This window comes from Fundidesulfovibrio agrisoli (genome assembly GCF_022808715.1).
GTDB classification, from domain to species: domain Bacteria; phylum Desulfobacterota; class Desulfovibrionia; order Desulfovibrionales; family Desulfovibrionaceae; genus Fundidesulfovibrio; species Fundidesulfovibrio agrisoli.
This window is the reverse complement of record NZ_JAKZKX010000024.1, coordinates 41,523-59,969: the sequence shown is the minus strand read 5'-3', so window position 1 is coordinate 59,969 and position 18,447 is coordinate 41,523. Positions and strand designations below refer to the sequence as shown.

The following is an 18,447-nucleotide window of genomic DNA, read 5'->3' as shown; positions in this document are numbered from 1 at the left end:
CGAAACCTCGGACGCATTTGAAGAACATCCTTCGGCTTCGCGCCCGGAGGCCCCGCCGGAAGACACAGCGTCCTATCACGTTGGAGGCGGACTTCCGCGGTGAAGGCGAAGCGAAAAGGGAGTCCAGAGGGCCGAAGGCCCTCTGGCCGCCGGTGGCTCTCTTCTCAGTGTTTTCAGCTCTGGAAAGAACAAGCGCCCCACGGATCTGAGCCGTGGGGCGCTTTCAATCTGATTGGGTTAGCTGACCGGGCTTAGTCGATGCCCAGGCTGCTCCAGAGGCCGCTGATCTTGGCCTTGACGTCCTTGCTCATGGTCAGGGCGTCGGGCCACTCGCGGTAGTGGCCTTCCTCGGCGGTCTTCTTGGTGGCGTCGATGCCGATCTTGCCGCCGTAGTGGGGCAGGGGGCAGGCGTGGTCCAGGGCGTCGGTGGGGCCTTCCAGCACCACGATGTCGCGCCGCCAGTCCACGTTGTTGCCCAGGCGCCAGAGCACCTCCGAGACGTTCTGCACGTTGACCTCGGCGTCCACCACCACGATGACCTTGGTGAACATCATCTGGCCCATGCCCCACAGCGCGTACATGACCTTGCGGGTCTGGCCGGGGTAGCGCTTGTCGATGGAGACGAAGCAGAGGTTGTGGAACACGCCCTCCAGGGGGAGGTTGATGTCCTTGACCTCGGGCAGGGACTTCTTGATGAGCGGCAGGAAGAGCCGCTCCGTGGCCTTGCCCATGTAGCAGTCCTCCATGGGGGGCGGCCCCACCAGGGTCGCGGGGTAGATGGCGTCCTTGCGGTGGGTCAGGGCGGTCACGTGGAACACGGGATAGTTGTCGGCCAGCGAATAGTAGCCGGTGTGGTCGCCGAAGGGGCCTTCGCGGCGGCGCTCGCCCGGCTCCACGTAGCCTTCGAGGATGAATTGGGCGTTGGCGGGCACCTGCAGGTCCACGGTCTTGCACTGGACCATCTCCACCGGGGACTCGCGCAGGAACCCGGCGAAGATGATCTCGTCGATCTCGTCGGGGATGGGCGCGGTGGCGGCGTAGGTCACGGCGGGGTCCGCGCCGATGGCCACGGCCACCTCCAGGCGTTTGCCCAGCTTCTCGGCCAGGTGGTAGTGGTAGGCCCCGCCCTTGTGCTTGTGCCAGTGCATGCCGGTGGTGTTCTTGTCGAACACCTGCATGCGGTACATGCCCATGTTGCGCACCCCGGTCTCGGGGTTCTTGGTGATGACCAGGGGCAAGGTGATGAAGGGCCCCGCGTCGCCGGGCCAGGTGGTGAGCACGGGCATGATGGAGAGGTCCACGTCGTCGCCGGTGTGGACGACTTCCTGGCAGGGGGCCTTGGTGACCTCCTTGGGGAAGATGTTGGCCATGCGCGCCAGCTTGGGCAGCAGCTTGAGCTTTTCGATGATGCCGTCGGGCTTCTTGACCTCCATGAAGGTCTCGATGTGCTCGGCCAGGGCGTCCAGGCTTTCAACCTCAAGGGAGAGGTTCATCCGGTTGTAGGAGCCGAAGGCGTTGGTCAGCACGGGGAACTTGCTGCCCTTCACGTTCTCGAACAGGACGGCCGGCCCGGCGGACTTGCTCACCCGGTCCGTGACCTCCGCGATTTCGAGGTAGGGGTCCAGCTCCACGCCGACGCGCCTGAGCTCGCCGTGTTTTTCGATGACGCGGATGAATTCCTGCAGGTCCTTGTAAGCCATTCGTTTCTCCAGAATGTGATTGGGCGCTGGGCCTTTAGAGATATTCCACCAGCTTCACGCTCGTGTTGCGCAGGCGGAAGCTGATGAGGCGCGCGATGTTGAGCACGAACTTGAGCGCCAGGGCTTGCTCCTTGGCGCAGAGGCTGTCGAAGCTTAAGCGGGTGAGCACGAGCATGCTCACGTCCTCGATGGCCTTTGCCGTGGCCGAGCGCGGCGGCCCCTCGATGAGCGCCAGCTCGCCGAAGGCTCTGCCGGGGCCGATGCGCACCAGGCATTTGGGGCGGTGGTCCGGGGTGGCGTCCTTCTTGGTGATCTCGATGGAGCCGGTGAGGATGATGGCCATCGAATCCTCGGCGGCGCCCTCCTCGAAGATGGTGGAGCCTTTGGGGTGGAGCTCCAGCTTGAAGTAGCGGCACAGCCCCTTGATGTCGTCCTCGGAGAGGTCCTTGGCCCAGGTGGAGCTGTCGAGCATCTCCAGCAGTTTGGGCCCCACGTCGGGGTTGTGGTACAGGTCTTCGCCCGCGCTGTATTCCATGGTGTTCCTCCGCCCGGCGGGTATGCCACAGGGCGGGGAAAACCGCTAGGCCCGCGCTTCGGGGGCGGTCTGCGGGTTCTCGGCCCGCAGGGTGCGCCGGAGCACCTTGCCCACGAAGGTCTTGGGCAGTTCGGTGCGGAACTCCACGAACTTGGGGGCCTTGTAGGCGGCCAGGTGCGACTTGCAGAAGGCCATGACCTCCTCGCGGGTCAGGGTCAGGCCGGGTTTGGGCACGATGTAGACCTTCACTACCTCGCCGCGCGAGCGGTGCGGCACGCCGATGGCGGCCACCTCCTGCACGCCGGGGTGGGTGTGCAGAACCTCCTCGATTTCGCGGGGATAGACGTTGAAGCCGCCGCTGATAATCATGTCCTTCTTGCGGTCCACGATGAAGAAGTAGCCCTGCTCGTCCATCACGGCGATGTCGCCCGTGTGCAGCCAGCCGCCGCGCAGGGTGTCGGCGGTCTCCTCCGGGCGGTTCCAGTAGCCGCGCATCACCTGAGGGCCGCGTATGAGCAGCTCGCCGGGGCTGCCGGGGGGCATGGGGGTCACGCCGTCGGCCAGGTCCACGATGCGGGCCTGGGTGTCCGGGAAGGGCAGGCCGATGGAGCCGGGCTTGCGCTGGCCGTGCAGGGGCGTGACGTGGGTGAAGGGCGAGGCCTCGGTGAGGCCGAAACCTTCCACGATCTCGGCCCGGGTGACCTCCTTGAAGCGGCGCAGCACCTCCACGGGCAGCGGCGCGGAGCCGGAGACGCAAAAGCGCACGCAGGTCAGGTCGAAATCCGGCAGGGCCTTCTGCTGCAAGAGCGCCATGTAGACCGAGGGCGTGCCCGGGAACACCGTGGGCCTGTAGCGTGCGATGGCCTTGAGCGTATCCAGCGGGTCGAAGCGGGGCACCGGGGCGACGGCCGCCGCGTTGGCCGTGGCGAAGTTCACCAGTAGCTGCAGGCCGTAGATGTGGAAGAAGGGCAGCAGCCCCAGGAAGACCTCCGTCTCCTTGGCCATCACGGAGAGCAGGGCCTTGGCCTGCTGGATGTTGCTGGAGAGGTTGTGGTGCGTGAGCACCACGCCCTTGGAGATGCCGGTGGTGCCGCCGGTGTATTGCAGCAGTGCCGTTGTCTCCAGAGGGTCCACGCCCTCGATGTGATAGGGCTCGGCGGCGAAGCAGCGCCCGAAGCGCAGGGTGCGCTTGCCGTCCAGCTCCAGGCGGGGGAATTTGCCCTGGCGCCAGGCGGACACCCTGTAGAGCCAGTCCAGCGGGAAGCCGAGGCCGCCGCTGACGCGCGTGACGATGATGCGCTCCAGGGCCGAACCCTCGATGACCGCGCGGTGCTTCTCCCAGAGCAGGTCCAGCACGACGAGCGCCCTGGCCCCGCTGTCCTCTAGGATGTGCGTCAGTTCCGTCTCCATGTAGAGCGGGTTGACGAACACTGCCACGGCCCCGGCGTAGAGCGCGCCCCAGTAGGCCACGATGGTCTGGGGCAGGTTGGGCAGCATGATGGCCACGCGGTCTCCGGGCCGTATGCCCATCTCGCGCAGGCTGCGGGCGAAGCGTCCGGCCTTGTGGCGCAGGGTGGCGTAATCCATGCGCAGGTTGCGGAAGAGCACGGCGGTGCGCCGGGGGTGGCGCTCGGCGGCGAAATCCAGCAGGGCGGTGATGGGCTCCAGGCGGTATTCGATGCTCGCGGGGACGCCCGGGTCGTAGTGCTCGAGCCAGGGGGAGGCGCTGTACGTCATGGATGTTCCGGGTTGGGGTGGCGTGCGGGCCGAATGCGGCCAGACGAACATGTTTTGCCCTGCGAAGGTTACACTACAGTGACTTTCGGCCCCCTTCAACCGCCCAGAACGGCCCGCCGGGCTTTACGCACCCCCCTATTGTCTGCTACGGACTTGATTCTTTGGCTGGGGCATCGCCGTCCCGGGCCGGTTCGGCAGCCGTTTCTCCCACATGGCGGAGGCGCTGCGCGGCGGCCCAGGGCAGAGTGCATTCGAGCATTTCCTTTGAATACACATATATCCAATCAAGATCATCAAGCGCCGTACGGCGCGGCTGCGGCACAGGAGCGGCAATGAGCACCATCACGCAATTCATGGACCTTCACTTCAGACATTTCAACGCCCGCGAGACCCTGGACGCGGCCAGGGACTGGAACGCCCTGCTGGCCGGCGGCGGCAAGATGTTCCTGACCATGGCCGGGGCCATGAGCACGGCGGAGATCGGCATCAGCCTGGCGCGCATGATCCGCCAGGGCAAGGTGCACGCCGTCTGCTGCACCGCGGCCAACCTGGAGGAGGACCTGTTCAACCTCTTCAACCACAACGAATACAAGATGTGCCCCAACTATCGCGACCTCTCCCCCGAGGCCGAGAAGGAGCTCTACGACGCGGGCTTCAACCGCGTCACGGACACCTGCATCCCCGAGGGCGTTCTGCGCCAGGTGCAGCGCGACATCTCCAAGCTGTGGAAGAAGGCCGCCGACGAGAACAAGCCCCAGTTCCCCTTCGAGTTCATCTACGACCTGCTTGACCAGCCCGGCATCGAGAAGCACTTCCAGGTGCCCGCCGAGCACTCCTGGGTGCTGGCCGCCAAGGAAATGGGCCTGACTATCTACACTCCCGGCTGGGAAGACTGCACCCTGGGCAATATCTTCTGCTCCGAGGTGATGCGCGGCAACGTGAAGAGCCACGCCGCCATCCGCCACGGCACCGAGCAGCTCCAGCACCTGGCCAACTGGTACATCAAGATGGCCGAAGAGAAGACCCCCATCGGCTTCTTCCAGATCGGCGGCGGCATCGCGGGCGACTTCCCCATCTGCGTGGTGCCCATGCTCATCCAGGACATGGAGATGGAAGACACCCCCTTCTGGGCCTACTTCTGCCAGATTAGCGACTCCACCACCTCCTACGGCTCGTACTCCGGCGCGGTGCCCAACGAGAAGATCACCTGGGGCAAGCTCGACATCGACACCCCCCGCTACATGATCAACTCCGACGCGGCCATCGTGGCCCCGCTGATCTTCAGCTACGTGCTGGGCGACTAGCGGGAGGGCAACGCCTCCGACCGACGATCGAAGAGGCCGCGCCCGCAAGGGCGCGGCCTTTCTCGTAAGGGCCGGAACCTCGAACCAGAGCGGCGGCAGACCGTGCTGATCAGGAGTGAAAGATGGAACTGCATACCTGGCTGGCGTTCGTGGGTGCTTCTGCGATATTGCTGGTGTTTCCGGGGCCGACAGTGATGCTCGTCTCCGGCTTCGGGCTGGCCTACGGGGCCAGGCGGGCCTGGTGGGCGGCCATCGGGGTCGTGATGGGCGATGCGCTGTCCCTGGGGTGCTCCCTGGCGGGGCTGGGCGTGTTCCTGCAGGCCAGCGCCACGGCCTTCACGGCGCTCAAGCTGGCGGGCGCGGCCTATATGCTCTGGCTGGGATACAGAATGTGGCGGCAGCGGCCGGAAGAGTCCCCCCTCGTGGCGTCCAGCGGCGGAACCGTGGGGATTGGGATCCGCACGCGCATGGTCGGGCAGGCCTTCGCGGTCACGGCGCTCAACCCCAAGTCCATCCTCTTTTTCGTGGCCTTCGTGCCCCAGTTCATCTCGGCCCAGGCTCCGCCTCTGCCGCAGCTGGCCACCATGCTGGCCACCTTTCTCTTCCTGGCCTTCCTCAACACCCTTGCCTACATCTGCCTTGCAGGCAGGCTGCGCCGCGTGGCCTCCAACCCCCGGATGCAGCGCGCCTGCGCGCGCACCGGCGGGGCAGTAATGGTGGGGGCGGGCGTCTGGACGGCGCTGCGGGAGGGGTGAGGTTTCTGCGCCATCCGCGCCGACTTCCTACTGCTTGCGCTCCCTGGTGTAGCCCACCACGCGGACGTTCTTGTTGGGGTTCTTCCTGGCGCGGGCCTCGGCTGGCGATCCCTGAGCCACGTAGACTTCCTCCTTGCGGTCCCGCAGGGGGGTGAAGACCTCGCGCACGAACTGCTTCTCGCTGCCCAGGTAGCCCATGCCTCCGGCCTTCCCGGCGGGGCAGACCGACATGCAGTAGCCGCAGCGGTAGTTCATCTTGTACATGAGGGATTGCCACATGGAGGCGATCTCCCGCTCGTTGAAGCGCTCGCCGAAGGCCGCCATGTCCTTGGAGGCGACCAGCGCGCCCAGCATGTCGGTGAAGCCCACGGAGTTGTCGCGGTAGGCGTGGGTCATGCAGGTCATGAGGTCGAAGGGCTTGTCCCTGCTGATGGCCCCCACCGGGCAAACGGCCGTGCACAGGCCGCAGCGGATGCAGGGGTTCTCCTCCAGGGGGCTGCCGTAGGCGTCGAGCCGGGCGTCCAGCAGCAGGGAGGTCAGGCGCACGAAGTTGCCGAACTCCGGGTGGATGACGAGGCGGTTGATCCCCATGTGCCCGAGACCGGCCTGCACGGCCATGATCTTGTGGCTCACGTGCCAGATCTTTCCGGGGTAGCGGCTCATGTCCATGGGGAAATCCGCCGGGACGGCCACGCCCCGCACCCCGAGCCGGTTCAAGCGGCGCAGCAGCTTGCGCGACACCTCGGCGGCTTCCTCCGAGGCGTTGTGGAACTCCGAGGAGGACATGTTGCGCACCCGGCTGCGCATGTTCTCCGGGTTGAGCGGAAACACCAGGGCCGCCACGGTGCGCGCGCCCGGGAAGACTTGCAGGATGTCCTCGCGCTCGAAGTCCAGCGCGGGGCGCTCCAGTTCCACGAATCCGGCGTCGCCCGCCCCGGCCTCCAGACAGAGGGCCTTGAGGAAGGCGGCCTCCAGCACGGGCGCGTCATCGGTTGCGGCATTGGCCGCCGGCTCGATTACCGTATGGGTGTCCGCTTGCATCTAGGCATCCTCCTCGGGCTGCGCGGGTGCTTCCCCGGCGGCCTCGGTCAATTCCCGCAGGCCGGTGATGAATTCGGCCAGGCGCTCCTTGCCGAAGCGTTCCTCCATGGCCGTCTGGGCCTTCTCCCAGTAGGGCAGCGCCGCAAGCAGGGCGGCTTGGCCCGCCTTGGTGATGCGCACCAGGTGCTCGCGTTTGTCGCGGCCTGGGGCGGTGCTCACCAGCCCCCGTTCCTCCAAAAGCTTCAGGTTGCGGGTCAGGGTGGTGCGCTCCGTGGCCATGATTTCGGCCAGCCTGCTCACGGTCAGTTCGCCTTGGGAGCGTGCCGCCGCCAACAGGGAGAACTGGGTGGCCTTGAGCCCGCTGGGCGCGAGCCAGGCGTCGTAGAGGCGGGTGAGCGCCCGGCTGGCCCGGCGCATGTTGTAGCAGGCGCAGGCCCGGCCGAGTTCGCCGGGGGCGGGGCCGTTGTGCGGGGTGATGTGCTGGTTCATGGCAGCCTCTCGTGAGCGTCGTTGAATGAGTGTATATACACATATTGCGGCGAGTCAACGGTACGGGTGAAGATTCGGCCGCACCGGGGGGCACGCCGATGGGAGGATCGGTGGTCGGGAAGGGCTCAGCGCCCGAAGTAGTGGGTGATGGAGGGGATGATGTCCAGATAGCTCAGGGGCTCGTCTCCCGGGTTCTCCACGCGGAAATGCAGCCCCTCGCGGACCAGCACAGTCGTCCCGGGGGTGAGTTCCGTCTTTCGCTCCCGCTCCAGCAGCAGGCCTTTTCCCGAGAGGATGTGCAACTGGTGCTCCCAGGGGGTCTCGCGCTCCGGGGTGCGGCCGCCCGGGGCCAGCGTGACCAGCCTGGTGCAGAAGCGGGGTGAGCGCTCCAGGTCGTCCCGGGTGAGCCAGCGCATGTTCATGCCCACGGCACCTGGCTCCTCGATGGGAGTTTCAGGAACACCACCTGGCGTCGTCACGGCGCAGAAGGCCTTCTCCGCGTGGAAGCGGGCGATCCTCTCCAGGTTCTCCTCGTCCTCGGCCAGCATCTCTTCGTCTCGCTCCAGGGAGGGCATCGGAAACAGGGGGCCTTCGGTGACGATGGCGCGCAGGATGTCGTCCTCGTCCAGCGGCGAGGGGTTGGGCGCGGGCGCGCCCTTGGCGTAGTGCACGATCACCTTGGAGCGCCTGTCCGGGGCGATGCCCTCGGTCATGGCCCGCACGTGTTCGCGCACCGCCTCGATGCTCCCGATGATTTCGGCCTGCTTGCCGCTGAACTGCGGCAGGAAGCGCAGCTTCCGGGTGCCGAAGTGGGCGTGGAAGTCCTCGCGGGTGAAGTAGCTCACGTCCCCCGGCGTCACGGGGTCGCGCTCGCGGAAGAACTGGGGGTGCGTCTCGCGGATGTAGAGCAGGAAGGCCCGCTTCTGCTCCTCGCTGTCGAAGAAGCTCTCCGTGGAGACGATCACGTTGCGCCGGGCCACGCGCGTAAGCTCCGCCACCACGCGCCCGGGGTCGCGGATGTGCTCGATGGTCTCGATGCAGAGCACCGTGTCGAAGGAGTCGTCCGCGAAGGGCAGGTCCAGGGCGGAACCCAGGGCCACCTCCAGGCCGAAACGCTCGCGGGCGATGGCCAGCGCGCCCTCGTCGATGTCCACGGTGGTCACGGGCGCGCCGAAGAGCGCGCGCATCAGGTGGGACTGGCATCCGTCCGCCCCGCCCACGTTGAGCACGCTGCCCGGGTCCAGAGAGTTGAGCAGCCTGAAGATGCTGAAGGTGCGGGCGTAGTGCACCAGATGCAGGGGGATGGTGTGCCTGTGGCCCCGCATGTAGCCGTAGATGGGGGCGTGCGCCTGCCGGTAGCCCATGCGCTTCCCCTAGAGGGACATGTTGTGTTTCTTGAGCAAGGCGTACAGGTGAGAGCGCGACAGGCCCGAGGTGTCCAGCATGGACTGGAGGTCCTTCCCGGTGTGCAGGATCAGGGCGTCCAGGTATTCGCGCTCCTTGTTCTCCTTGTAGGCCTTGAGCGAGGGCATGTGGCCCTTGGCCAGATCCCGCAGGAGGGGTTCGGGCATGGCCGCGGGCCGGTCGTCCTGCCTGCCTCGCTCGATGTTGGCCTTCATCACCTGCAGGCGGACCTCCGGGGGCAGGTGCTTGGCGTAGAGCGTGGGCTCCATGCCCGAGGCGGCCAGGGCCCGCTCCAGCACGCCGTAGAGTTCGCGCACGTTGCCCGGCCAGGAGTAGGCCATGAGCATCTCGGAGAAGTCCGTGCCCACGCCCTTGGTGGGCAGGCCGTAGCGCTCGCAGAGCGTGTCCAGGTGGTGCAGGGTCAGGGCCTTGATGTCCTCCTTGCGCTCGCGCAGGGGGGGCAGGGTGATGGTGAAGGTCTTCAGGCGGAAGAGCAGGTCCTGCCGGAACTCGCCGCGCGCGGCCATGTCCTCCAGATCGCGGTTGGTGGCAGCGATGAGCCGGAAATCGCTCTGCACCTCCGCGTTGGAGCCCACGGGGCGGAAGCGCTTCTCCTGCAGGACGCGCAGGAAGGCCCGCTGGATGTTCAACGGCATCTCGCCCACCTCGTCCAGGAAGAGCGTGCCGCCGTCGGCCAGCTTGACCAGGCCGGGCCTGTCCTGGTCGGCGCCGGTGAAGGAGCCCTTGCGGTGGCCGAACAGGGTGCTCTCGAGCAGGGTCTCGGTGAGTGAGGCGCAGTCCACGGCCACGAATTCGCCCGTGGCCCGGGGGGAGTTCTGGTGGATGGTGCGGGCCATGAGCTCCTTGCCGGTGCCGGTTTCGCCCATGATGAGCACCGGGCCGGTGAGGCGGCAGGCCTGGGCCACATGGTCCAGGCAGGCCTCCAGCCTGGGGCTGGTGCCCACGATGGCCTCGCGGCGCAGGGCCACGGTGGCCACCTCGATGCCCTTTTCCTTGTGGTACTTGAGCGCCCTGGTCAGCGAGAGCATGGTCTGCTTGATGGGCGCGGGCTTGACCAGGTAGTCCCAAGCGCCGCCCGCGATGGCCATCTCCGCGCCGTCCGGGTCGCCCAGGCCGGTGAGGATGATGACCTCCGGCGGGGAGTCGCCCCGCCTGATCTCGGGCAGGGCGTCCAGGCCGTTGCCGTCGGGCAGGCGGATATCAAGCAGGATGACGTCCACAGGGTTGGCGCGCAGCATGCCAAGGCCCTCGGCCAGGGTGCCAGCCCCCAGGAAGGTGAACCGCATGCGGCGGGAGAGGCTCTGGAACGTGTCGCGGATTTCCGCGTCGTCATCGATTACGAGTATGGTGGACATCAGGTGCGTCCGGCATCGAGGATGTGGCCGATCGCCCGGCCCAGGTCCTCGCCGTTGTAGGGTTTGAGAAGAACGGTGCGGATGTTGCCCGCGCGCTCGGCGGCAGTCAAGGCGCTGCGCCGCCCGGACACCAGGATCACGGGAAGCTGGGGATGGAGCGTTCCCAGGCGTCCGGCGAACTCCACGCCCGAGAGGGTGGGCATGTCGAAGTCCGTGACCACGATCTCCACATCACCGACCGAGTGGGCCAGATAGTCCAGGGCCTCCTGCGCGCCGCTCTTGGCCGTGACCGTGTAGCCCATGAGTTCCAGCACCCGGGGGATGACCTTGAGCTGGTCCTCGTCGTCCTCGACGAAGAGCACGTGCTCGTGGCCCTTGCGCATGGGCGCGGCCGTGGGCAGGGCGATCTTGGCGCGGCTGACCTCCTCCAGCTTGGGCAGGAAGATCTCGAAGCTGGTCCGCTGCCCGGGCTGGCTGGAGACCTTGAGCGCCCCCCGGTGCGACTTGACGATGCCGTGCACCACGGCCAGGCCCAGGCCCGTGCCCTCGCCCTTGGCCTTGGTGGTGAAGAAGGGGTCGAAGATGCGGTCCATGATTTCGGGGGGGATGCCCGGGCCGTTGTCCGTCACGCTGATGCGCAGGTAGCGCCCCGGCTGGATGGAGAACACCTCGGCCCCCACCTCGTCGAAGTCGGTCTCGTCGAGTTCGATGGACATGTGGCCGCCCCTCTCCCGCATGGCCTGGAAGGCGTTGGCGCAGAGGTTCATGACGATCTGGTGCAGCTGGGTGGGGTCGGCGAAGGCCATGGCCGGGTGCACGCTGATGCGCTCGTTGAGCGAGATGGAGCGCGGCAGCGTGGCCGCGAAGATGGCCAGGGCCTCGTGCACCACTTCGGCCACGTCCGTGGCGGTGAAGCCCTCCTGCGTGGGGCGGCTGAAGGAGAGGATCTGCTTCACGAGGCGTGCGCCGCGACGGGCGGCCTTGAGGGTGCGTTCCAGGTCCAGGGCGGTGTCCGAGTCGTCGGAGATGTCCATGAGCGCAAGCTCGGTGGAGTTGATGATGGATGTCAGGATGTTGTTGAAGTCGTGCGCGATGCCGCCCGCCAGGGCGCCGATGGCCTCCATCTTCTGGGACTGGAGCAGCTGCTTCTCCAGGCTCATCTTGGCCGTGACGTCCTCGGCGGTGCCCAGGATGCCCACCACGTTGCCCGCGCCGTCGTAGAGCGGCACGATGGTCATCTCCAGCACCACGGGCTCGCGCCCGGGCAGGTTGAGTATCCACTCCCGGCGGTGGATGGAGTGGCCGGAGGCCAGCACCCTGCGGTTGATCTCCTCCGAGGACTTGGCCTCCTCCTCCGGCAGGAGCTTGTTGAGCCTGCTGCCCACGATCTGCTCAGGGCCCTCCAGGCCGAAGAAGTCCAGGAAGGAGCGGTTCACGCCGATGAAGTTGAGGTTCCTGTCCTTCCAGTAGACGAGCTGCGGGATGTTGTTGAGCACGGTCTGCAGCATCGTCTGGGACTGGCGCAGGGCCTTCTCCGCCTCGCGGCGCAGGGTGATGTCCTGGATGGCCTCCACCACGCCCGCGATCTCGCCTTTGGCGTCGAGGTAGGTGGCCTTGCTGACGATGACGCCGTGGGGGCTGCCCGCCGCGTCGAGCATGTCCGACTCGAAGCTGATGACCCCGGGCCTGGCCAGCAGGTTGCGCTCGGCCGAGTCGAAGCGGGTGGCCAGCGGATGCACCGGGTTGCCAAGCAGTTGGTCGCGCTCCACGCCGAACCACTTCTCGAAGGCCAGGTTGCAGCCGAGGTAGCGGCCGTCCACCCCCTTGTAGGAAAGGGGCAGGGGGATTGTGTCCATGAGGATGCGCAGGAAGGAGAGCTGGTTCTTGATCTGCAGCTCCACCGAGCGCTTCTGCAGGATGGAGGTGACCAGCAGCACCAGGATGAACACCAGGAAGAAGAAGCCCGAGAGGCCGAACCAGACGATGTGCTTGTTGATGGTGTAGAAGCTCAGGGGCTCGTTGATGAGCGTGGACCCGAAGGGCAGTTTGATCTGCGGGATGCCGAAGCGCTTGAGCGCCTTGTAGTCGAACATGTAGGGGTCGTCGAAGGTGTCCACCACCTTGATCTTGGAGGGCGGCTCCCCGGCCAGGACCTGCAGGGCCATGTTGGCGGCCAGCGCGCCCTCGCCCTCGCCGGAGTGCAGCTTGCCGCCGATGATGCCGTGGCCGAGCATGAACTGCCAGGCGCTGTTGATGGCCACGGGCAGTTTGACGGAGAGTATGTCGCAGACGTCCTCCACCGAATAGACCTGCCCGTCGTCGTGCAGGTAGATGGGCACGAGGTAGACCATATCCCGCTCGGTGAGGTTCTTGGTCTCCTCCAGCACCTCGTTGAGGGTGCGCACCGTGATGCACTCCAGCGTGAAGTCGGTCTTGAATTCCGCTGCGGCCCGCAGCAGCTGCTTCTGGATGGCCTGGCCCGTCAGGGAGTAGTCCGTGACCACGATGACGCGGCGCACGTCGGGCAGGAGCTCCCGCACGAGCTTGAAGTTGGCCTTGAAGTCGGGGTTCTCCACCACGCCCGTCATGTTGCGGCGCGAGGCGATCATGGCCGGGTCGAAATCGTTGACGCCGCAGAAGATCACCGGGACGCCCGGGAAAAGCCTGTCCTGGCGCTCCAGCAGGAACTGGAAGGCGTAGTCGTCCGAGGCGATGATCACGTCGGGGGTGATCCCGGCGTACTTGTCGCGGTAGAGCCGCTCCAGGATGTCTCCCACGTCGGAGGTCACGAAGCGCTTGGTGTCCATGAATTCGATCAGCAGGTCGTAGGGCTGGCCGGATTTGTCCAGCGCGGTGCGGATGCCCACGAGCACCTGGTCGGACCAGGCGTAGCCGCTATGGTAGGAATTGAAGTAGAGGATGCGCTTCTTGGCGCCTTCGGCCTGGGCATGAGCCAGGCTGCACCCGAACGCCAACAGGAACAGGACAGTGAGCAGGGGGGATTTCATTGGTGTGCCGCCTGCACAGCCAGTAGACCACCTGCCCCCGGTTTATCAAGCTCCCGCGAGCGCCTCTTCGCCCCGGCAGGCGGCGCAGCCCGTGGCCTCCTCCATGAAGTCCAGGGCCAGGCGCAGGGTGGGCGGATGGTAGAGCATGCTCACGTGGCTGATGGGCGCGGTCTCGGCCTGGACCCAGCCGGGCTGGCCGATCTCCAGCGAGCCGGTGGGCAGGACCATGTTGTCCAGCGGGGAATAGATGTTGAGCTTGGGTACGGCGCGCGGGCAGGGCAGGGCGGCCAGGCGGCGCACCAGTTCGCCCCCGTGGGCCAGGCTGCGGCCCAGGCGGCCCAGGGCCAGCCCGGCCAGGGTGCTGCCCCCGTGGGGGGAGCCCAGGGCCACAAGGGCCAGCACGCGGGAGGCGCAGTCCGGGTCGGCCACGGCGGCCCGGGCCAGCAAGCCGCCCAGGCTGTGGCCCATCAGGGCCACCTGGCCGCCGCTTGTTTCCGAAGCCCGCGCGACGACGCCGCGAAGCTGTTCCGCCAGCTCCCAGAAGTCGTACTTGACGGTGTTGTAGCTCCAGCAGACGATGTTGGCGTAGCCCTGGCGGCGCAGCATCCAGCTGTAGACGTACCAGGCCGAGGCGTTGTGGTACAGGCCGTGGACGAGCACCACCGTGGGTTTTTCGCAATCCGGCCGGAACTTCGGACCCCGGCGCGGCTTCAGGAAGCCCAGCGGGTAGGAGGCGTAGATGAAGAACTGGCTGAAAACGCTGCCCATGAACGCCCGGAGTACGCAGAAGAAGAGCCCGGAGCCGCTGCTGAACGCCGTGCCGTGGGAGTGGTGTGGATCACGCAGGGCTGAACGCCAGTAGAGCGTGTATGAAATACCCGATATAACGGTGCCTGCGGCTAAAATGCACAGGATGAATGTCTGCAGCATGGAGCGCTCCGTCCCTGGGGTGGCCTTCCCGGGCGTTGTCCATGTCGATTAGGCGTTCATTGTTACGGTTTGATGACGAAAATGGCGAACGTGAGACAAATTTTGCTGTCTGGTGAAGTGGAGAGGAGGGGGCTTGCGCGCTTTGTCGAGAAACCAGTTGACCTTCCCGGAGTGTGCGCGTAAAAGCACTCTTCTCGTGAGGGCGGGCGGGTAGCTCAGTTGGAAGAGCATCGGCCTTACAAGCCGGGGGTCACAGGTTCGAGCCCTGTTCCGCCTACCACAGAGAAACGCGCGGGAGTAGTTCAGTTGGTTAGAACGCCGGCCTGTCACGTCGGAGGTCGCGGGTTCAAGTCCCGTCTCTCGCGCCAGTAAACAACAGCCAGATTGGCTGATCGGATTATGAAGGGCCGAGCGCACGCTTGGCCCTTCGCTTTTTGTGCGCTTGGGCCTTCGCCTGCGGTTCGCCCCCTCATTGGCTGTGGCGGCCTGGGGTGGGCCGAGCTACGGTATCAGCCGCGCCGGACCCTACCCCCACAACTCCGCACCGCCCTTGGTGGCCGGTCCCGTCGCCTGCTTGAACTGGGCGCAATACTGCCCCTGCTCGGTCACTGGCCATTCGCAGCGCTTCACGATCCTGCCGCTGCCGTCCGGGAGCATGCGCCCGGAGTGCTCGTCCGGCACGCACGGCGGGTTGAGGCGGCAATAGCCGCGCTGGGTGTGCCCGTCGAAGGGCAGCCAATACAGGCAGTTCCCGCACGTATGGTCTTCCATGGTGTCTCCCTTGTCGTCCTTCCCGGTTGCGGGCCTCGGGGCCGCTGAGAATCGCGTCCCTTAACGAGTAGTGCGGCGGAACGTTGCCTGTGGCAAGCCTTTTCCCGGAATCGGAAGAGCGCGCGGACAGTTTCATGGCTCTTCCGTTGACATGCGGCGGAACCGGGCATAGATGTCGATTCGACGTTTGTCGAAACGTTTTCCGCTCGGCCAGGGAGTCGTAATCGGCGGCGGAGGACCAATGCGGGCGCGCGCCCGCATCCCTGGAGCTGCGTTTATTAAGTTTGAAACTTATCAAATTGTAGAATCAAAAAGGAGCTCGCACATGCAATGGACAACCGCATCCATCCCGGACCAGACCGGCCGCATCGCCATCGTCACCGGGGCCAACAGCGGCATCGGCTATGAAACCGCGAAAGCGCTGGCCGCCAAAGGCGCTCAGGTCGTCCTGGCCTGCCGCGACCCGGAGCGCGGCGAGGAGGCCGCAACCCGGCTGGCGGCTGAAGTTCCTAGCGCACAGGCAGCGTTCATGCCGCTGGACCTGGCCGACCTGGCCACCGTGCGCGCCTTCGCCCAGGCCTTCGGGGAGCGCTTCCCCAGGCTGGACCTGCTGGTGAACAACGCGGGCGTCATGGTGCCGCCCCCCGGCGTCACCGCCGACGGCTTCGAGAGCCAGATGGGCGTGAACCACCTGGGCCACTTCGCGCTCACGGGCCTGCTCTGGCCGCAGCTGATGCTTTCGGACGCCCCGCGTGTGGTGGTGGTCTCCAGCATGGCCCACAAGTGGGGCTGCCTGGACGTCAAGCGCCTGGGCCAGCCCCAGCGCGGCTGTTGCTGCAAGGGCGGCTGCTCCTGCGGCTCTTGGAAGGCCTACGGCGACAGCAAGCTGGCCAACCTGCTGTTCGTGAACGAGCTGGCCTCCGTGGCGCGAGGCGCGAAGCCAGGCATGGTGGTGGCCGCCGCGCACCCGGGCTGGTCCGCCACCAATCTGCAGCGCACCACCCGCCTGCGCCGCCTGAACGGCTGCTTCGCCATGCGCCCCTGGCAAGGGGCGCTGCCCACCTTGTGCGCGGCCACGGACCCGGAGATCGTAAGCGGCGACTTCATCGGGCCGGACGGCTGCCTGCAGGCGCGCGGCTACCCCAAGAAGGTGCGCGGCTCCTGCCGCTCCAGGGATATCGGCCTGGCGCGCGAGTTGTGGGCCGCGTCCGAGCGGCTGACTGGCGTGCGCTTTCCCGGCGAGTGCGCGGGAGCATGATTTTTCATTTTCCCCGCGCAAGGGGCTTGACCTTTTTGGCCAGCCCCTATAAATCACGCTTCCCCGCGACGGTGAAAGCCGACGCGGGGCATGCGCGGGAGTAGTTCAGTTGGTTAGAACGCCGGCCTGTCACGTCGGAGGTCGCGGGTTCAAGTCCCGTCTCTCGCGCCACTGAGCCCACAGGGCCGATGGTAACCCCATCGGCCCTTTTTCTTGCCCTGCGCCCTGGCCGCGCCTATCCTTCCCGGCAAGCTATTCGCGAGCCCAGCCCATGAAAGACAGCGCCCGCTACTGGATCGAACACGACCTGGGCGGCCTGGAGTGCCTCCAGGCCTCCTTCGTGAACCACCGCTTCGCGCCCCACGCCCACGAGGAGTTCGTCATCGGGGTGATCCAGGCCGGGGCCCAGCGCGCCCGCTACCGGGGCGGCGACGAGATCATGCCCGCCGACACCACCTGCGTGATGAACGCGGGCGAGCAGCACACCGGCCACGGCGCCACCGAGGCGGGCTGGAGCTACCGGGTGGTCTACCCGCATCCCGCCATCCTGCAAGGGATAGCCAGCCAGCTTGCCGGGCGGCCCGTGGGCGTGCCCGCCTTCGACGAGTTGGTGATCCGCGACGACGAGCTCACACGCGGCCTCCTGGCCCTGCACGCCGCCCTGGATTCGGGCTGCGCCACGCCCCTGGCCAAGCAGAGCCTGCTCACCTGGGCCTTGGCCCGGCTGATCGGGAGGCACGCCTCGCCCCGTCCCCCCGCGCCCTCCCTGCGCAAGGCCCGACCGGGCATCCAGCGCGCCCGCGATTACCTGGACGCTCACCACGCCCGGGCACCCGGGTTGGATGAGCTGGCCGCCGTGGCCTGCATGAGCCCCTACCACTTCGTGCGCTCCTTCGGGGCCGAGGTGGGCGTGCCACCGCACATCTACCAACTGCAGCGGCGCATCGAGGGGGCCAAGCGCCTGCTGGCGGGCGGGGCCTCCATCGCGGACGTGGCCGCGGCCACCGGCTTCGCGGACCAGAGCCACCTGACCAACCGCTTCAAGGCTGTGGTGGGCGTGACCCCCGGGGCCTTCCGCAAAAAGAGCAAGAATCTGCAAGACGGTTCCGCCGCGAAGGATGCAGAAGCCTCCTGAACACACAGGAGGGTTTCATGCTCCGCGACCGTCTTTCCCTGCGCAACGCCCCGTTCCTTTGGCTGGGCGTGCTCGGCCTGCTCTGGGGGGCCAACTTCCTGTTCATGAAGATCAGCACCGCAAGCCTGGTCGCCTCCCAGGCCGTGTGGCTGCGCCTGGCTTCCGGGGCGCTGGCGCTCACGCCCTTCCTGCCCGCCGCGCTGCGGGCTGCGCGCCGCTCCCCCCGGCTGGCGCTGCACGTCACCGTGATGACCCTGGCGGCCAACGTGTTCACCTTCCACTGCTTCATGGAGGGCACGAAGCGGCTCGATTCCGGCGTGGCCGGGGTGCTCTCCGGCTCGGTGCCGCTGCTCACGGCCATGCTGGCGGCCGCGTTCCTGCCGGAGGAGCGCCTCACCCGCGCCAGGCTGGCCGGGCTTGGCGTCAGCTTCCTGGGCATCGTCTGCATCGTGGCCCCCTGGCGCGGCGTTGCCGCCTCCACCCTGGCCGGAGCGGGCTACATGCTCGCGGGCGGCATGGGCTACGCGGCGGCCTTCGTCTACGCCCGCAGGTTCCTCACGCAGACGGGCGTCCCGCCGCTGAGCCTGGCGGCGCTGCAGATGCTCCTGGCGGCGGTGCTTTATGCGCCCCTGGCCCAGTGGGAGGGCATGTCCCGCGTGGCGGGCTCCTGGCAGTTGCTGGCCTGCGTGGCCCTGGGCCTGGGCGCGCTGGGCTCGGGCGCGGCCTACGTGATCTATTACGGGCTGATCCACGCGGTGGGCGCGGTGGCGGCCTCCTCGGTGTCCTATCTGCCGCCGCTGGCGGCCCTGGCTCTGGGCTGGGCCTTCCTGGGCGAGCCCGTGGGCTGGGGCCAGATCGGGGGCGGGGGCCTGGTGCTTGGGGGCATCTACCTGGTGCGCCGATCTGTGAAAAACGGCACGAACAACGCCTCCGGCGGGGCTCGGATCATTGACAGGGGCGAGGCGCGAACGTAAGCCCTTGGGCTCCCACACGACCCCCAGCAG

Annotated in this window: 15 protein-coding genes and 3 tRNA genes; 8 read left to right on the top strand and 10 right to left on the bottom strand. The window is 66.9% G+C overall.

From position 1 onward, the window contains the following. Positions 1-251 precede the first annotated feature (251 nt). The 3 genes from MLE27_RS15050 to MLE27_RS15040 are packed head-to-tail and all read right to left on the bottom strand — an operon-like array spanning position 252 to position 3,972. Positions 252-1,700, bottom strand: a complete 1,449-nt coding sequence (locus MLE27_RS15050) for a menaquinone biosynthesis decarboxylase (RefSeq protein ID WP_243312930.1) — start codon at positions 1,698-1,700, stop codon at positions 252-254. 34 nt (positions 1,701-1,734) lie between these two features. Continuing rightward, positions 1,735-2,235, bottom strand: coding sequence for a cyclic nucleotide-binding domain-containing protein (locus MLE27_RS15045; RefSeq protein ID WP_243312928.1), 501 nt, complete (start codon positions 2,233-2,235; stop codon positions 1,735-1,737). A 45-nt stretch (positions 2,236-2,280) separates the two neighbouring features. Further along, positions 2,281-3,972 (bottom strand): long-chain-fatty-acid--CoA ligase, encoded by a 1,692-nt coding sequence (locus MLE27_RS15040; protein ID WP_243312926.1) that lies wholly within the window; start codon positions 3,970-3,972, stop codon positions 2,281-2,283. 332 nt (positions 3,973-4,304) lie between these two features. On the opposite strand from MLE27_RS15040, the gene MLE27_RS15035 reads away from it, so the two are divergent. After that, complete coding sequence (locus MLE27_RS15035) at positions 4,305-5,276, top strand: deoxyhypusine synthase family protein (RefSeq protein ID WP_243312924.1); 972 nt, start codon at positions 4,305-4,307, stop codon at positions 5,274-5,276. 122 nt (positions 5,277-5,398) lie between these two features. Further along, positions 5,399-6,031: a LysE family translocator gene (locus MLE27_RS15030; protein ID WP_243312923.1), complete on the top strand. Its 633-nt coding sequence runs from the start codon at positions 5,399-5,401 to the stop codon at positions 6,029-6,031. 27 nt (positions 6,032-6,058) lie between these two features. On the opposite strand, the gene MLE27_RS15025 is transcribed toward MLE27_RS15030, so the two are convergent. From MLE27_RS15025 to MLE27_RS15000, 6 genes are all read right to left on the bottom strand, one after another. Next, on the bottom strand, positions 6,059-7,072 hold the full coding sequence (locus MLE27_RS15025; protein ID WP_243312920.1) for a 4Fe-4S binding protein: 1,014 nt from the start codon (positions 7,070-7,072) through the stop codon (positions 6,059-6,061). Continuing rightward, positions 7,073-7,561, bottom strand: a complete 489-nt coding sequence (locus tag MLE27_RS15020) for a MarR family winged helix-turn-helix transcriptional regulator (protein ID WP_243312918.1) — start codon at positions 7,559-7,561, stop codon at positions 7,073-7,075. A 125-nt stretch (positions 7,562-7,686) separates the two neighbouring features. After that, entirely contained in the window at positions 7,687-8,925 is a 1,239-nt protein-coding gene (locus MLE27_RS15015) for a methyltransferase domain-containing protein (protein ID WP_243312915.1), read from the bottom strand. 9 nt (positions 8,926-8,934) lie between these two features. Next, complete coding sequence (locus tag MLE27_RS15010; protein ID WP_243312913.1) at positions 8,935-10,341, bottom strand: sigma-54-dependent transcriptional regulator; 1,407 nt, start codon at positions 10,339-10,341, stop codon at positions 8,935-8,937. Beyond that, complete coding sequence (locus MLE27_RS15005; protein WP_243312911.1) at positions 10,341-13,349, bottom strand: ABC transporter substrate binding protein; 3,009 nt, start codon at positions 13,347-13,349, stop codon at positions 10,341-10,343. Before MLE27_RS15005 ends, MLE27_RS15010 begins: the two co-directional genes overlap by 1 nt. Positions 13,350-13,394: 45 nt before the next feature. After that, positions 13,395-14,279: an esterase/lipase family protein gene (locus MLE27_RS15000; RefSeq protein WP_243312909.1), complete on the bottom strand. Its 885-nt coding sequence runs from the start codon at positions 14,277-14,279 to the stop codon at positions 13,395-13,397. A 204-nt stretch (positions 14,280-14,483) separates the two neighbouring features. Between MLE27_RS15000 and MLE27_RS14995 the strand changes: the two genes are divergently transcribed. Together MLE27_RS14995 and MLE27_RS14990 are read left to right on the top strand one after the other, a co-directional pair. After that, positions 14,484-14,559 (top strand) — tRNA-Val (locus tag MLE27_RS14995). 11 nt (positions 14,560-14,570) lie between these two features. Then, positions 14,571-14,647, top strand: a tRNA-Asp gene (locus MLE27_RS14990). Between the two features lie 157 nt (positions 14,648-14,804). Here the strand turns inward: MLE27_RS14990 and MLE27_RS14985 are convergent. Then, complete coding sequence (locus MLE27_RS14985) at positions 14,805-15,050, bottom strand: hypothetical protein (protein ID WP_243312907.1); 246 nt, start codon at positions 15,048-15,050, stop codon at positions 14,805-14,807. Positions 15,051-15,375: 325 nt separating this feature from the next. Here MLE27_RS14985 and MLE27_RS14980 point away from each other — a divergent pair, with 325 nt between their 5' ends. The 4 genes from MLE27_RS14980 to MLE27_RS14965 all read left to right on the top strand — a co-directional run bounded on the left by MLE27_RS14980 (position 15,376) and on the right by MLE27_RS14965 (position 18,417). Then, positions 15,376-16,308, top strand: a complete 933-nt coding sequence (locus MLE27_RS14980; RefSeq protein ID WP_243312905.1) for an oxidoreductase — start codon at positions 15,376-15,378, stop codon at positions 16,306-16,308. A gap of 94 nt (positions 16,309-16,402) precedes the next feature. Further along, positions 16,403-16,479: transfer RNA gene (locus MLE27_RS14975), tRNA-Asp, on the top strand. A 100-nt stretch (positions 16,480-16,579) separates the two neighbouring features. Beyond that, positions 16,580-17,443: an AraC family transcriptional regulator gene (locus MLE27_RS14970; protein WP_243312903.1), complete on the top strand. Its 864-nt coding sequence runs from the start codon at positions 16,580-16,582 to the stop codon at positions 17,441-17,443. 17 nt (positions 17,444-17,460) lie between these two features. Further along, on the top strand, positions 17,461-18,417 hold the full coding sequence (locus MLE27_RS14965) for a DMT family transporter (protein WP_243312902.1): 957 nt from the start codon (positions 17,461-17,463) through the stop codon (positions 18,415-18,417). Positions 18,418-18,447: the final 30 nt, after the last annotated feature.